General features: G+C 62.6%; 13 protein-coding genes. 2 read left to right on the top strand and 11 right to left on the bottom strand.

Features of this window, described 5'->3' with window-relative positions:
* Positions 1-48: 48 nt before the first annotated feature.
* The 4 genes from GGQ68_RS24590 to GGQ68_RS13755 form a co-directional block, all read right to left on the bottom strand.
* Positions 49-177, bottom strand: a complete 129-nt coding sequence (locus GGQ68_RS24590; RefSeq protein ID WP_281374806.1) for a hypothetical protein — start codon at positions 175-177, stop codon at positions 49-51.
* Between the two features lie 184 nt (positions 178-361).
* Positions 362-760, bottom strand: coding sequence for an 8-oxo-dGTP diphosphatase MutT (gene mutT / locus GGQ68_RS13765; RefSeq protein WP_183966928.1), 399 nt, complete (start codon positions 758-760; stop codon positions 362-364).
* 123 nt (positions 761-883) lie between these two features.
* Entirely contained in the window at positions 884-2,098 is a 1,215-nt protein-coding gene (gene argJ, locus GGQ68_RS13760) for a bifunctional glutamate N-acetyltransferase/amino-acid acetyltransferase ArgJ (protein ID WP_183966926.1), read from the bottom strand.
* A gap of 2 nt (positions 2,099-2,100) precedes the next feature.
* Positions 2,101-3,054: a peptidylprolyl isomerase gene (locus GGQ68_RS13755; RefSeq protein ID WP_183966924.1), complete on the bottom strand. Its 954-nt coding sequence runs from the start codon at positions 3,052-3,054 to the stop codon at positions 2,101-2,103.
* Between the two features lie 169 nt (positions 3,055-3,223).
* Between GGQ68_RS13755 and secA the strand changes: the two genes are divergently transcribed.
* Complete coding sequence (gene secA, locus GGQ68_RS13750) at positions 3,224-6,007, top strand: preprotein translocase subunit SecA (RefSeq protein ID WP_183966922.1); 2,784 nt, start codon at positions 3,224-3,226, stop codon at positions 6,005-6,007.
* 417 nt (positions 6,008-6,424) lie between these two features.
* On the opposite strand, the gene GGQ68_RS13745 is transcribed toward secA, so the two are convergent.
* Complete coding sequence (locus GGQ68_RS13745; protein ID WP_183966920.1) at positions 6,425-6,562, bottom strand: hypothetical protein; 138 nt, start codon at positions 6,560-6,562, stop codon at positions 6,425-6,427.
* 303 nt (positions 6,563-6,865) lie between these two features.
* Entirely contained in the window at positions 6,866-8,290 is a 1,425-nt protein-coding gene (locus tag GGQ68_RS13740) for an FAD-binding oxidoreductase (protein WP_183966918.1), read from the bottom strand.
* Positions 8,291-8,338: 48 nt separating this feature from the next.
* Between GGQ68_RS13740 and GGQ68_RS13735 the strand changes: the two genes are divergently transcribed.
* Entirely contained in the window at positions 8,339-9,262 is a 924-nt protein-coding gene (locus GGQ68_RS13735; protein WP_183966916.1) for a LysR family transcriptional regulator, read from the top strand.
* Between the two features lie 5 nt (positions 9,263-9,267).
* Here the strand turns inward: GGQ68_RS13735 and allE are convergent, their stop codons facing one another.
* Genes allE through GGQ68_RS13710 form a run of 5 tightly spaced genes read right to left on the bottom strand, consistent with a single transcriptional unit; the run spans position 9,268 to position 13,678 of the window.
* Positions 9,268-10,005, bottom strand: a complete 738-nt coding sequence (gene allE / locus GGQ68_RS13730) for a (S)-ureidoglycine aminohydrolase (RefSeq protein ID WP_183966914.1) — start codon at positions 10,003-10,005, stop codon at positions 9,268-9,270.
* Positions 10,002-11,126, bottom strand: a complete 1,125-nt coding sequence (locus tag GGQ68_RS13725) for a M20 family metallopeptidase (protein ID WP_183966912.1) — start codon at positions 11,124-11,126, stop codon at positions 10,002-10,004. The genes allE and GGQ68_RS13725 overlap by 4 nt, the downstream gene beginning before the upstream one ends.
* Positions 11,127-11,129: 3 nt before the next feature.
* Positions 11,130-12,068: a polysaccharide deacetylase family protein gene (locus tag GGQ68_RS13720; protein WP_183966910.1), complete on the bottom strand. Its 939-nt coding sequence runs from the start codon at positions 12,066-12,068 to the stop codon at positions 11,130-11,132.
* Between the two features lie 3 nt (positions 12,069-12,071).
* On the bottom strand, positions 12,072-12,959 hold the full coding sequence (locus GGQ68_RS13715) for a polysaccharide deacetylase family protein (protein ID WP_246429367.1): 888 nt from the start codon (positions 12,957-12,959) through the stop codon (positions 12,072-12,074).
* Positions 12,959-13,678, bottom strand: coding sequence for an aspartate/glutamate racemase family protein (locus tag GGQ68_RS13710; RefSeq protein WP_183966906.1), 720 nt, complete (start codon positions 13,676-13,678; stop codon positions 12,959-12,961). The genes GGQ68_RS13715 and GGQ68_RS13710 overlap by 1 nt, the downstream gene beginning before the upstream one ends.
* Between the last annotated feature and the right edge of the window lie 39 nt (positions 13,679-13,717).

The following is a 13,717-nucleotide window of genomic DNA, read 5'->3' as shown; positions in this document are numbered from 1 at the left end:
TGATGGAGCGCCAGTCGGCGTCCAACTGCGTTCTAACGTCAGGGCGGTTCAGCCTGCGACGAGGCGTCCGGTGTAGGTGCTTTCACCAACGCGGACAGAAACACGGCCATCTGGAAGTGTCTTTTCCAGCAAGCCCTGAACAGACACATAGTTACCGATCGTGATGGTTTTCAGCATGTTTCTTCCTCCCAAACGTGCATTGCCTCTTCTTTGATAAAGCTAACGCAAGATTATTGCTACAGCCTTAAGTCACGAAAATTTCACGATTGATGCATCAATCATATGCAGAGACCCCAAAACGCGATGAAATTTTCAACAAACACGCCCTGTCGAGCGTTTTGTCTGTGAATTTGCAACGGCTTTACAGCCAGTCGCGGAGAATCGGTATCAGGGGGACGTCGGCTGGCGGCATGGGATAGTCCTTGAGCGCGTTTGCCCGGACCCATTTCAGCGCCTGACCTTCGCGCGATTGCGGCGTGCCCTTCCACTTTCGGCAGGCAAACAGCGGCATCAGCAGATGGAAGTCGTCATAGCTGTGCGACGCGAAGGTCAGTGGCGCAAGGCAGCTGTCCCATGTCTCGATGCCCAGCTCTTCTTCCAATTCGCGCACCAGCGCCGCCTCGGGGGTTTCGCCGGGCTCGACCTTGCCGCCCGGAAACTCCCACAGACCAGCCATGGACTTGCCGGCGGGACGTTGAGCCAAAAGGATCCGGCCATCGGGATCAATAAGCGCGACGGCGGATACGAGGATGATTTTCATGATACTGTCCTGTAGTGACAGGAGGACTGTGCTGTGCGCAGCGACGGGTGCTTTTCCCCGCCCCTCCCCCGGAGGTCATTGGGAAGCAAAGAAGCAGGGCGTGGCACCCTGCTTCACTGTTGCTTATGAACGGTAATCTGCGTTGATTGAGATATAGCCGTGGGTGAGGTCGCAGGTCCAGACGGTGGCCGCGCCGTGACCGAGGCCAATGTCGACGTCGATGCTGATTTCCGGCTGCTTCATGACGGCAGCGCCCTGTTCCTCTTGATAGTCGGGAGAGACCCAGCCCTTTTCCGCCACGAGGATGTTCCCGAACCGGATGGTGAGCGCATCGCGGTCTGCCTTGGCGCCGGATTTGCCCACAGCCATGACGATACGGCCCCAATTGGGGTCTTCGCCGGCAATTGCGGTTTTCACCAGCGGGGAGTTGGCGATGGACAAGGCGTGCGTGCGGGCATCTTCGTCAGTGGCGGCACCTGTGACATTCACAGTGACGAATTTGGTCGCGCCTTCGCCGTCCTTCACCACGAGGTGGGCAAGGTCGCGGAAAACGTCCTCCACCGCCGTGGCGAAGTCAGCATTGCCTTCGACAGACACGCCGGACGCGCCTGTGGCCGCCATCAGCAACGTGTCAGAGGTGGAGGTGTCGCTGTCCACGGTGATGTTGTTGAAGGTGCGCGCATTGGCGTTGGAGACGATCTCTTGCAAGGCGGCGCGACTGATTTTCGCGTCGGTAAAGACGTAGACCAACATGGTCGCCATATCCGGCGCAATCATGCCGGACCCTTTGGCCACGCCTGCGATCTTCACCGGCTTGCCGTCCACCATGATTTCGCGCGCGGCGCCCTTGGGGAAGGTGTCGGTGGTCATGATCGCCTTAGCCGAGGCTGCCAAGTCGTGGCGCGACAGGGCCGATACGGCCTCGTCCAGCTTTGCAATGATGCGGTCATGCGGCAGCGGCTGGCCGATCACGCCGGTGGAGGAGGTGAAGATGCGGGTCTCCGGCAGCTTGGTGGCCTCGGCCACAGCCTTGCAGATGGCGGCGACAGAACCGTCGCCCGCCTTCCCGGTGAAGGCATTGGAGTTGCCGGAATTCACAAGGAATGCAGCACCTTGATCGCTGTCAGTGCCCAGCTTGGCCTGACAGTCCAGAACCGGTGCGGAGCGCGTGGCGGAGCGGGTGAAGACCCCCGCCACGACGCTGCCCGGATCAAGAAGCGCGAGCATCACATCGTCGCGCCCTTTGTATTTTATCCCCGCGGCGACGGCGGCGAACCGCACGCCTTCGATGACGGGAAGCTCGGGAAAGGCCGCCGGGGCCAGCGGGGACACTGTCATTTTCAGTTCTCCAGAAGGTCGGTTTGCGACAGGATCGACGGATCGACCGAGATCTGCGGTGCGCGGCTGACATCGGTTTTGCGCATCAGGTCGTCGATGTGCTTTTCGACGGCTTCTTGCTGCACCTTCTGCACGATCTCCGCGCGCACGTCTTCGAGCGACGGTGCCGTGAGGGAGCGGGTGTCGTTCAGCTTGATCACATGCCAGCCGAATTGGGTCTCGATCGGTCCGGTCACGTCACCGGGGGCCATCGAGTCCACGGCCACCTGAAAGGGTTCGACCATCATGCCAGAGCTGAACCAGCCCAGCGAGCCACCGTTCGGGCCGGACGGGCCGGTGGATTTCTCACGCGCCACCTGCGCGAATTCCGCACCGCCCTTGACCTCTTCGAGAACCGCGAGGGCCTCTTCTTCGGACTCGAGCAAAATATGTGAGGCGTTGAATTCCTTGCCCTGCTCCACATCGACGTAATCGCGCTTGTAAATGTCCGTAATGCGGTCGTCATTGACCGCGCGATCTGCGACGGCTGTGATGGCAACGGCAGCCATCAGGGACCGGCTCTCGTTTTCCAGCGACAGTCGGACCAGCGGCGTTTCCTTTGCATCGCCGGACTGGGCCAGCACCTCTTGCTGGATCAGTTGCTCCAACAGGCTGTCCCACAGTTGTTCGTCAGGGATGGATTGATACTGCTGTGGCAGCGATGCCTTGGCCACGATCATGTGACCCACCGTGATCTGCGTGTCCCCCACTGTGCCAACCACCTGATCCAGCGCCTCTTTGCCAACGACGGGCGCGGTTTCCTGCGGGCTGGGAGCAGCCGCGGCTGTGCCGTGATCTTCGGTCATGGCGGAATCATCATCGCCACCGTGGCTTTCGGCCCAAGATGCAACAGGCATCGCCAGCATCGCTGCCAGAAGCGCGGCGCTCAGGCGCAGATCTCGTGTGGTTTTCGTCATACCGTCCTCCTCATCCGCAAGCCTATACCTGCGGGAACATTGACACTGTCCGGCCTGCCGCTTACATGCCGCAAGGGCCCTGCGTGGCCGGTCTCTTGGCCTGTGTATTGGCTCGGTGCGAGGCGGGCAAGCAGATGCCGCACACGAAACCGGGAACAGGTACTCAGGCATGTTGGGAAAATTCGCGCGTAAGGTCTTCGGCACTCCGAACGACCGCAAGATCAAAGCGACCCGCCCTTTGGTGGAGAAGATCAACGCGCTGGAGCCCGAGTTCGAGAAACTCGACGACGCCGGCCTGATCGCAAAGACCGCTGATTTCAAGGAACGTCTGGCTGGCGGCGAAAGCCTCGACAGCCTGCTGCCGGAAGCCTTCGCCAACTGCCGCGAAGCCGCCAAGCGCGCGCTGGGTTTGCGGGCCTTCGACGTGCAGCTGATGGGCGGGATTTTCCTGCACCAAGGCAGCATTGCGGAAATGAAGACCGGTGAAGGCAAGACGCTGATGTCGACCTTTGCCGCCTATCTGAACGCGCTGACCGGGCGCGGCGTGCACATCGTCACCGTGAACGACTACCTCGCCAAGCGGGACGCCGAATGGATGTCCAATGTTTACGGCGCACTGGGTCTGACCACCGGCGCGATCTACCCGCGCCAGCCCGAAGCCGAAAAGGCCGAGGCCTACGCCTGCGACATCACCTACGCGACCAACAACGAGTTGGGCTTTGACTACCTGCGCGACAATATGAAGTCCGAGATTTCGCAGCTGCATCAACGTGATCACTACTTTGCCATCGTGGACGAAGTGGACTCGATCCTGATTGACGAAGCCCGGACGCCGCTGATCATCTCCGGTCCGGCGGACGACCGCTCCGAGCTGTACCAATCGGTGGACAAGTTGATCCCCGAAATGAACGACGATCACTTCAGCGTCGACGAAAAGACGCGCAACGTGACCTTCACCGACGAAGGCAACGAATGGCTCGAAGAGAACCTTCAGGCGCGTGGCCTGCTGCCCGAGGGTCAGTCGCTGTACGATCCCGAAAGCACCACTGTCGTCCACCATGTGAACCAGGCGATCCGCGCCCATAAGCTGTTCCAGAAGGACAAGGATTACATCGTCCGCGATGGCGAGGTGATGCTGATCGACGAATTCACCGGCCGCATGATGGCCGGACGCCGCCTGTCCGACGGTCTGCATCAGGCGATCGAGGCCAAGGAAGCGGTGGAGATCAAGCCGGAGAACGTCACGCTGGCGTCGGTGACGTTCCAGAACTACTTCCGTCTGTACGAAAAGCTCGGCGGCATGACCGGCACGGCTGTCACAGAAGCCTCTGAGTTCATGGAGATTTACGGTCTTGGCGTGGTCGAAGTGCCGACCAACCGCCCTATCGCCCGTATTGATGACGATGATGCCGTCTATCGCACCGCGAAGGAAAAATACGACGCCATCGTCAAGAAAATCGGCGAGTCGCATGCCAAGGGCCAGCCCGTCCTCGTTGGCACCACCTCGATTGAGAAGTCCGAGATGCTCAGCCAGTTGCTGACGCAGGCGAACCTGCCGCACAACGTGCTGAACGCGCGCCAGCACGAACAAGAAGCGCAGATTGTCGCTGACGCCGGCAAACTGGGCGCAGTGACCATCGCGACCAACATGGCTGGCCGCGGCACGGACATCAAACTGGGCGGCAACGTCGACTTCAAGGTGATGGAGGCCATCGCCGCCGACCCCGACGGCGATCCCGAAGCGATCCGCGCCCGCATCGAAGAGGCGCACACCGCCGACGAGCAGGCGGTCAAGGACGCGGGTGGCCTGTACGTGCTCGCGACCGAACGTCACGAATCGCGCCGGATCGACAACCAGCTGCGCGGCCGTTCCGGTCGTCAGGGCGACCCAGGGCGCTCGTCGTTCTTCCTGTCCCTCGAAGACGACCTGATGCGGATCTTCGGATCTGACCGGCTCGACAAGGTGCTGTCTTCGCTGGGCATGAAAGAAGGCGAAGCGATCGTGCACCCTTGGGTGAACAAATCGCTGGAGCGCGCGCAGGCCAAGGTTGAAGGCCGCAACTTCGACATCCGCAAGCAGCTGCTGAAGTTCGACGATGTAATGAACGACCAGCGCAAGGTGATCTTTGCCCAGCGTCGCGAGATCATGGAAAGCAAGGACATCTCGGAGATCACGACCGAGATGCGCGAAGAAGTCATCGACGAGCTGGTGGACATCTACTGCCCGCCCCGCAGCTATGCCGACCAGTGGAACCTGCAAGGTCTTTACGCCGCCTGCATCGAGAAGCTGGGCATTGACGCGCCTGTCATGACCTGGGGGGACGAAGACGGCGTCGATCAGGACGAGGTGAAACTGCGTCTGGAAACCCTCACGGCAAAGGTCATGGCCGAGAAGGAAGCCGCCTTTGGGGCCGACACAATGCGCTCCATCGAAAAGCAGTTCTTGCTTCAGACCATCGACAAGAAATGGCGCGAACACCTGCTGACTTTGGAGCATCTGCGTTCGGTTGTGGGCTTCCGCAGCTATGCGCAGCGCGACCCGCTGAACGAATACAAGAACGAAGCGTTCCAGCTGTTTGAGAACCTGCTCGATGGTTTGCGCGAGGACGTGACCCAACAGTTGGCTCAGGTCCGGCCAATGACCGAAGAAGAGCGTCAGAAGATGATGTCCGAACTGCGCGCCCAGCAGGAAGCGATGCAACGCGCCGCTGCGGCCGCGCAACAACCGCAAGCAGCCGCGGATGCCCAGGGCGCTCCTGCATCGTCAGAGCCTGCCGGTCTTTCAGCCCAACCTGCTGCGGGCGTGGCACAAGCCACCGGTTCTGCTCCCGACGGCGCCGCGCCCGACTTCGACGAGACGGATCCCACCACGTGGGGCTCCCCTGGCCGCAACGATCCCTGCCCATGCGGCTCCGGTGACAAGTTCAAACACTGTCATGGACGCATCACCTGAAGTGAGACTTGAACAAGACGGTCGAGTTTGTCCCAAACCGAGGCAAGTTTGTCCCGAGGTCTGTATATAGGGGGTGCCGCAAGGCGCCCCCTACTGCATTTAGCACCCAGTGTTTAGGGAAATTGATTTCACTTCCAAGCCACTTCTGACCACCTGCGCTGGCAGTCATCCAGCCCACGGCTCCGCCTGAGAGGCGCCATGGCTCTGCTGGGCGGCACGGTTGAGGTGACGTTTGGCTCGACCTCGACTGCACTCCCAGTGTCGTTCCGCTGATCTGCTGCATGTACGGGATCGACCGGCTTCAAAAAAGGCTTTGCCATTCACACATCGCCGAACGATCCATCTCGTTCCTCAAATCATCGCTTGTCGCCGCAAACATATGAGGGAGAGCATTCGGCACAGGTTTGGCTATCCCCCTCACGTGTCAGTCACCCATTCCATTCGCCACAGAACGCAACAACCGGTGGTCACTGCCGTCGCAATGTCCGAGACGTCGATCAGCGCGGCAATTGTGGTCCGGTTCGCCCCCAGGACGGCCTTCAGAAAAGCAGTCATCTGAAGCGGACATGTCCAATGGAACTTACGACGAGTCGGAAACGAGGTCCTGCTGCGTCGCTGCGCCTTCGCGATTTCATCATGGTTGCGGAGACCCCTGAGAACACTGGCGGGGCTGCCCAATTCGTTGGCTCAGGCATCGTCTAAGCGGTCGTCCATTTTGCGTAGAAAGCAATAAAAACCATAGGCCGATCAAGCCTTCCACATTTCGTTGCCGCGTTCGCTATCAGTCCTTTGGTTGGCGCAGCACGTCACCGGTGTCGCTACGCCACCCAAGAACCTGCGCCAGAGCATATATGGCCGTCAGATGTCCTCTGGCATGAAAAGCGCGGAGGGGTTGAGGATGCCGAGCGGATCCATTTGAGCCTTCAGTCCGCGCATGAGGGCAAGCTCCTCCGGCGAACGACAATGCCCCAACCACCGCGATTTGATGCGGCCGACCCCATGCTCGGCCGTGACGGCCCCCTGCCACTCCCGCAGCAAGCCATAGATTGCGGCCTCAACCTGATCTTCTGCTGCGGAACTGCCGTTGTGCGCCACGAGCAGATGGACGTTGCCGTCCCCGACGTGGCCGACCTTCAACACGCCGAGCGCGTCGGGAAGAGTGGCAAGAACCGCATCAGCGGCATCGCAAAAGGCGCCCAGGTCCGAGGGTGACACACCTATGTCAAAATTGACGTGATGCCCGAAGTCGTCGTCGACCTCTCCAACCGCTTCGCGCACAGACCAAAGCGCCTGCATCTCGGCCAGAGATTTGGCCAGAACACCGTCTTCGACGAGGCCCTGCTCGAATAGCTCGGCGAAGAACATCTCTAGCTCTTCGTTGGTTTCCGCCGCTTCGGCTTCGACCTCGATCAGCAGATAGAAACCGTGCCGCCCCGCAATGGGCGCGGTCGCGAGAGAGGTCTCGTGGCAGACGAAATCCCAGTAGTCCGGCCACATGCCTTCGAAAGCCCTGATCCGCGTACCGAACCGCTGGCGTGCCGCGGCGAGGCACGCCAATGCGGCGGCGTGGTTTGGCAGCGCGAAGAGCGCCAGGGCGCTTTGTGGAACGTGGCGGCGCAGTTGCAGCACCGCCTTGGTGACCACGCCGAGGGTGCCCTCGGAGCCGATGAAGAGCTGTTTAAGGTCGAAACCGGAGTTGTCCTTGACCGTTTTTCCCAGCCGGGACACCACGGAGCCATCTGCCAGAACCGCCTCGAGCCCCAGCACGTTGGCCCGCGTCATGCCGTGTTGCAAGACACGGATGCCGCCCGCGTTGGTGGCAATGGTGCCGCCGATGGTTGCCGAGCCGCGCGCCCCGATGTCCACCGGGTAGTCGAGACCTGCGGCGCGGGCAGCGTCCTGCACCGCTTCGAGCGGCGTGCCCGCCAAGGCGGTAAGGGTCATGGCCTCCCTGTCGATCTCGACAACGCCTGACATCCGTTCCGTCGACAAGACGACCGCGCCTTGCGGACTGCACGCGCCCCCCGAAAGCCCGGTGCGCCCGCCCTGGGGCACGACACCGATACGGTACTGGCTGCAGATCGCGAGCGCGCGCGACACGTCTTCGGTGCTGGCCGGACGCAGCACGGCGACGGGTCTGTCGCCCAAGAGGCCGGACTGATCCGAGGCATAGCGGTCACAGTCGCCGTGGTCCCTCAACAGGCCTTTTGGGCCAAGGGCTTCTGCCAGCGCATTCACCGCGTCTGCCTGCGCAATGTCCTGTTGAATGACTGTTGTGTCCATCTATGATGCGCCCCTTGAAGTTACGTTGTTCGACCGCGAGAGATCCCGATGTCCCCCCACAGCAAGATTCTCGGGCGCCTGCCCGGGTTGCGGCATTTTATCGAAGTTGCCCAGCTTGGCTCCTTCCGGGCGGCGGCGGACAAGCTTCATGTCGCCCCCTCGGCGGTCAGCAAGCAGATCAAGAACCTCGAGTTCGCGCTTGATGTGGAGCTGTTTCGGCGCGACCGTGGCCGCGGGGGACTTGAGCTGACCGAGGCGGGCGAGATCCTTGTGCGGCGCTGTGCGTCGGTGGTCAACGAACTGACCATCGCGCAGGACGAAATCCATCAGTTGCAGGGTCTTCAGCGCGGGCATCTTCGGCTTGGCGTCAACGAGGTACTCGCCTCGGACCTGCTGCCCGGCATCCTGCGTGACATGAGCTACAACCATCCGGGACTGCAGTTCACCATTGTGGTCGAGAATAGCCGTGAAATCTTTACCCGGATGCAGGACGGGGACATCGACATCGCGCTTGGCTACAACTTTCCGCCGTCGCCGGAGATCGAGACGTTGGCCACCCTGAAGCGGCGCACCTATGTCGTCACCGCGTTGGATCATCCGATGGCACGGCTGCGCAGCGTCAGACTGAAAGACATCGAGGGCGAGAAGATGATCTTTCCCGACCACTCGATCCCGATCCGGCATCTGCTTGAAGATGCCTTTACGCAAAGCAACGTCACCGTTCGCGAGGTCTTGAACACCAACAGTTTCACGCTTCTGCGGCAGATGGTTGAAAGCGGCATGGGCATCGGGATCGTCGTCGGTCGCTTTTTGCAGATCCGCCGCGAGAAGATCGCATTCATCGAGCTGCAAGACCTGCCCTTCGACAGCCCGCCAGCGGCCTGCTGCCGCTTGGCGGGGCGCACGCCGACCGCATCCTCGGTGGCGTTCGCGGCAGCCATCAAGACGATCTTCGCGAATTATGGCGGATAGATCGCTCATCGTTGTGCCAGCGGCGACCTGTTGTAGTTCTTGTAAATGAGGTAGCGCGACGGGGTGCGGCCCAAGGCCCCGAACCATTGCGGCACATGCGGTCCCATCCAGATGGCGTCGCCTGCGCCCACCGGATACCATTCGTTATCCAGCCGGTAGACGCCACCGCCGTCGAGCATCAGCAAACCATGTTCCATGAAGTGAGTCTCGACGTAGGCGAGAGAGGCGCCGGGGTGAAAGTTCATGATGTTGAACTCGCCATCGAACCCCGCGTCGGTCGGCAACATTTTCTGCACCATCAGCCAGTCGTCGCCGCGCAGGGGGGTGCCGTCGATTTCGGACACCGACCCAAAGATCGGCTCAGGCAGTTCGCCGCGCGGGAGGAAGCGCCACTCGAACAGAACGAAACGCGTGGCGGCAGGGGCGGTCAGCTTGGCCGTGTCATCGGGCGGCAGCAAGGCATAACCTTCGGCCTCCAGCGTCTGCCCGGTGGAGGCGCTGACGCGACCTTCCAGAACGAAGATGAAGCGGGCAACGCCCTCTGCGGCGGGCGCGATCCCTGACAGACCATCCGACGTGCGCACCAGCGCCATGGCGAATTTGGCGCCCATGTCGGGGCTGATCAGGAATGCCAGCTCCGCACCGGGCCAGTCGGGCTGGGTGATCCACTCATGGCTTTCCGGGGTCAGCAGCGCGTGGTTGCGTCGAATGTCGGAGCGGGTTTGTCCGAAACTTGGTTTCATGAGTTGTCTCCGGTTGGGCGCGTGCCCGCGTAGGTCAGAATGAGGTCACGCAGCAGCGCCATGCGGCGCGCCAGCGGCTCCACGAGGATGTGCTCCTGTGGCGAATGCCAGTTGTTGCCAATCGCGCCGAGCCCGTCGAGCGTCGGCACCCCAGCGGCACAGGTGAAGTTGCCGTCACTGCCACCGCCGGAGCGGGTCTCGATCATCGGCGCGCCGAGGCCCGCGTTGATCTCCCCTGCCCTAGCCAGCATGGCGAGGGTTTCGGGGGTGCGAGCAAGGCTGGGTTTCTCGATTTCGCCAGACAGGGTGATCTGCACCTCAGGGTCGTCCGATTTCAGAACCTTCAGCGCCTCCTCGACGGCGAAGCCAAGCGCATCATCGGCAAAGCGCACGTCAATGTCGCAGGCGGCGTGACCAGCGACCACATTTGGCTCGGTGCCACCGCGAACCCGGCCCACATTGACGGTGGTTTCGGTTTGCAGATCGGTCATGCCCTCAAGCACGCCAATGGTGCGCGCCATCTGCAGGATCGCCGAGCGCCCGTCGGCAAAGGCCGAGCCAGCGTGGCTTTCGCGACCGTGGAATTCCAACGTGTACTTCGCGCGGCCTTTGCGGAAGGTGATCGCCTCGTCACCGCGCGCGGGCTCGGGGATGAGCGCTGCGCCCATCTTGCACGCCTCGGCCTGGATCAATTCGTGCGAGGTGGGTGAACCGATTTCCTCGTCGGAGTTGTAGATCAGCGTCACCGGACCGGGCAGCGCGGTGCCCGAGGCGACGATGTCGCGCATGGCACAAAGCGCAAGGTAGCCGCCGCCCTTCATGTCGGCGATGCCTGGCCCGTACTGGCGGTCGCCGTCGCGTCGGATGTCGACGCTGCCGGGGGCGCAGACCGTGTCGATATGGCTTGTCACCAGCACGCCCGGGCCATCGCCCCCGGCAAAGCGCGCGACGAGGTGGTCGCCCATACCGTCACGGCCAAGAACGCGCTCGATGGTGCAGCCCAACGGTTCCAGTTGCGACTGGATGAGGTCGATCTGCCTACCGATGCCTGCGACGTCGCCGGTGGGGGTGTCAATCTCGACCCAGGCCATGAGGCCCTTGAGGATGTCTTCGCTGTTCATGGCTCAGCTCAGGCTGTCGGCATAGTCTTGCCAGATGCTCGGGGCGAGCTTCAGGCTGCTCTCGGCGGGCTGCACGGTTTGCCAATGCGCGGCGATCTCGGCGCCGGTGGCGGCCCAGACGCCGGGATGTGCCATCGCCTCGCGCAGCACTGTGGCGAGATTGTCGAAGCGATGCCCCCAGCCTGACCGCGCCGGAGAAACGCACAGGTTGAAGTAACGGCCGCGACGATATTGCGCCCGGAACTCCGCCCGCCAGTTGTTCAGCAGCGCTTGCGGGCGCTCCAGGCCGGTGCCTTCGCGCGGGAACATCAGGAAGAACGTGTCGTCGAAATGGTAGTAGTAGGGCAGCGCCAGCAGCGCCTCTTGCTTTGCGGGGTCCGAGACCCAGTAATAGGGCGCATCATCCGCGAGCCCGTTGCCGATATAGGCGTAGCCGCGCGCCTTCAGCAGGCCGACGGTATCATCCGTGGCGCAGCCGGTCGCCGCGCGATCGTCGGGACGCGAGAGCGCGAACCAGCCCTTGGGCGCGCTGCCGGTGGCGCGGGTCAGCACCTCGGTCGCGCGGTCCATATGCCCGGCCTCGACGCCCGCATCCAGCAGCGCGGGATCCTCACCGTAAAGGCCTTGTGCGGCGATCTCGTGTCCTGCGCCCAAGATACGCTCGATCACGTCCGGGTAGGCCTCTGCCACGACGGCGGGGGTGGCAAAGGTGGCGCGGATGTTCAGCTCGGCAAAGAGTGCCAGGAAGCGGTCCAGCCCTTCGTTCAGCCCGTAATGCCATGTCGGGTAGGCGAGGTCCTTGGCGGTGATGCCCTTGCCCGCGCTGGCGGGGTTGAGGTTCACCGTCAGGCCAAGGGCCATCTGCTGCCCCTCGGGCCAGCGAATGGCGCTGTCGCGGATGCCGATCTCGTCGGAGGTGGTATAGTGATCTTTCCAAGGCATGGCTTACTTCGCCTCCGGCATCGGGTGGTTTGTCAGGATATGCTGGGCCAGCGCGTCGCAGGTCGGGAACCAGACGCCCGGCAGGGTCTTCATGCGCTGGATCAGCCGCTGGATCATGTCGACCCGCATGGCGTGGCCCGACACGAAAGGGTGCAGCAGGAAGTTGACGTAACCGCCTTGCTTGTACTGCTGGAGGAAGGCGGCCCACCAGATCTCGAACACTTCGTCCACATCCATCACGCGCTGCGCATCGTTCGGCGTGTCGAGCCAGCCGAAGCTGAAATACATCGCGTCGTCGAGCGCGTAGTGGAAGGGCAGTTGCAGGATCGGGTTCGCGCCGTCCTTGTCCAGCTCGTAGAACGGCATGTCATGCGCGGAGGTGAAGGAGTTGTAGACCACGCCCTTCGACTTCAGCAGCCCCGGCGTGTGGCTCGACCGTGTGCCGGTGATCGGTGCGCCTTGCACGGCACTCAGCGCGGCGAGGGTACGGGTCAGGTGGGCGTCCTCGATCTGCGGGTCGGGATACACCTCGTGTTCCCACATGTGATCGGCCAGCTCGTGGCCGTTCTTCACCACCTCCTTCAGCACCTCCGGGTACAGTTCGCAGATGCGGCCGGGGGTGAAGAGCGTGACCTTCACGTCCTCTTCGTCGAACATCTCCATGATGCGCCAGACACCGGTGCGGCCGCCGAATTCGCCCTTGGCTTTCTGCCCCCAGGGCTCGTTCAGGAGGCGGCGCAGCAGCATGGCGTCGAAATCGAGGGTGAAGTTCACCGCGATCTTCACGCCGTCGGGATAGGCGAAATCGGGGATCGGAATGCGGCGGCTGCGTTGGAAGCGGGCCGTGTCGACCAGCGACTGGAAGGCTTCGGGAGAGTGCTGCAAGGACATCATGCGCTCCGTAGGTTCGGGCGCGGCAGGCCCGCGCGGTAAAGTACGGCCGCCTCGGCGGCTTTGAGCCCGGCGATCACCGGGTTGACGACCGGCACACCGACCGCCTCGGCCAGCCGCTCTGGCAGGCCCGGGATGAAGGACAGCGCGAAGCAGCCCAGCACAAGCACGTCGGCGCCCTGCGCCACGCAGGAACGGGCGCGCTCGACGATGGCGGGCAGGTGGGTGTCGGGATCGCGGTTGAGATCGGCGACAGAGCCGCCCACCGTGACCTCACCGACGAAGTTGCCCTCGATGCCGATGCCCCGGATGCGGCGTCGCAGGCCCTTGGGTGTCGGATCCGACGACAGCACCGCGAAGCGCTCGCCCAGTTGTACGGCGGCCAGCATGCCGGCCTCCCCCGGGCCGATAACGGGCAGGCCCGACACTTCGGTCAGGGCGTCCACGGCAGGATCGCTGAAGCAGCCGATGATGACCGCGTCATGCTTGTCCGCCCAATCCCCCGCCGCAGAGAACAGCGCCGGAAACACCATCGCCGCGTCTGCCGTGCTTTCGATGGCGCTCGGGCCGATTTCGGGGGAGTTGATCGACACCTCTGCCGAGGGCGCCCAAGCGCGAAGCATCTCCAGCCGACGGGACACCACCGCGTCGCCGGCGGTGCGGTGCAGCGGACTGGCGAGTTGATAGAGAAGACGGGGGCGTGCCGACGGATATGGCATGGGGGTTTTCTTTCGTGACAGGGAGGCTCCTGACCCCGA

This window comes from Sagittula marina, from assembly GCF_014196795.1.
Lineage (GTDB): Bacteria > Pseudomonadota > Alphaproteobacteria > Rhodobacterales > Rhodobacteraceae > Sagittula > Sagittula marina.
The sequence above is the reverse complement of the archived record's forward strand: the minus strand, read 5'-3'. Positions and strand labels throughout refer to the sequence as shown.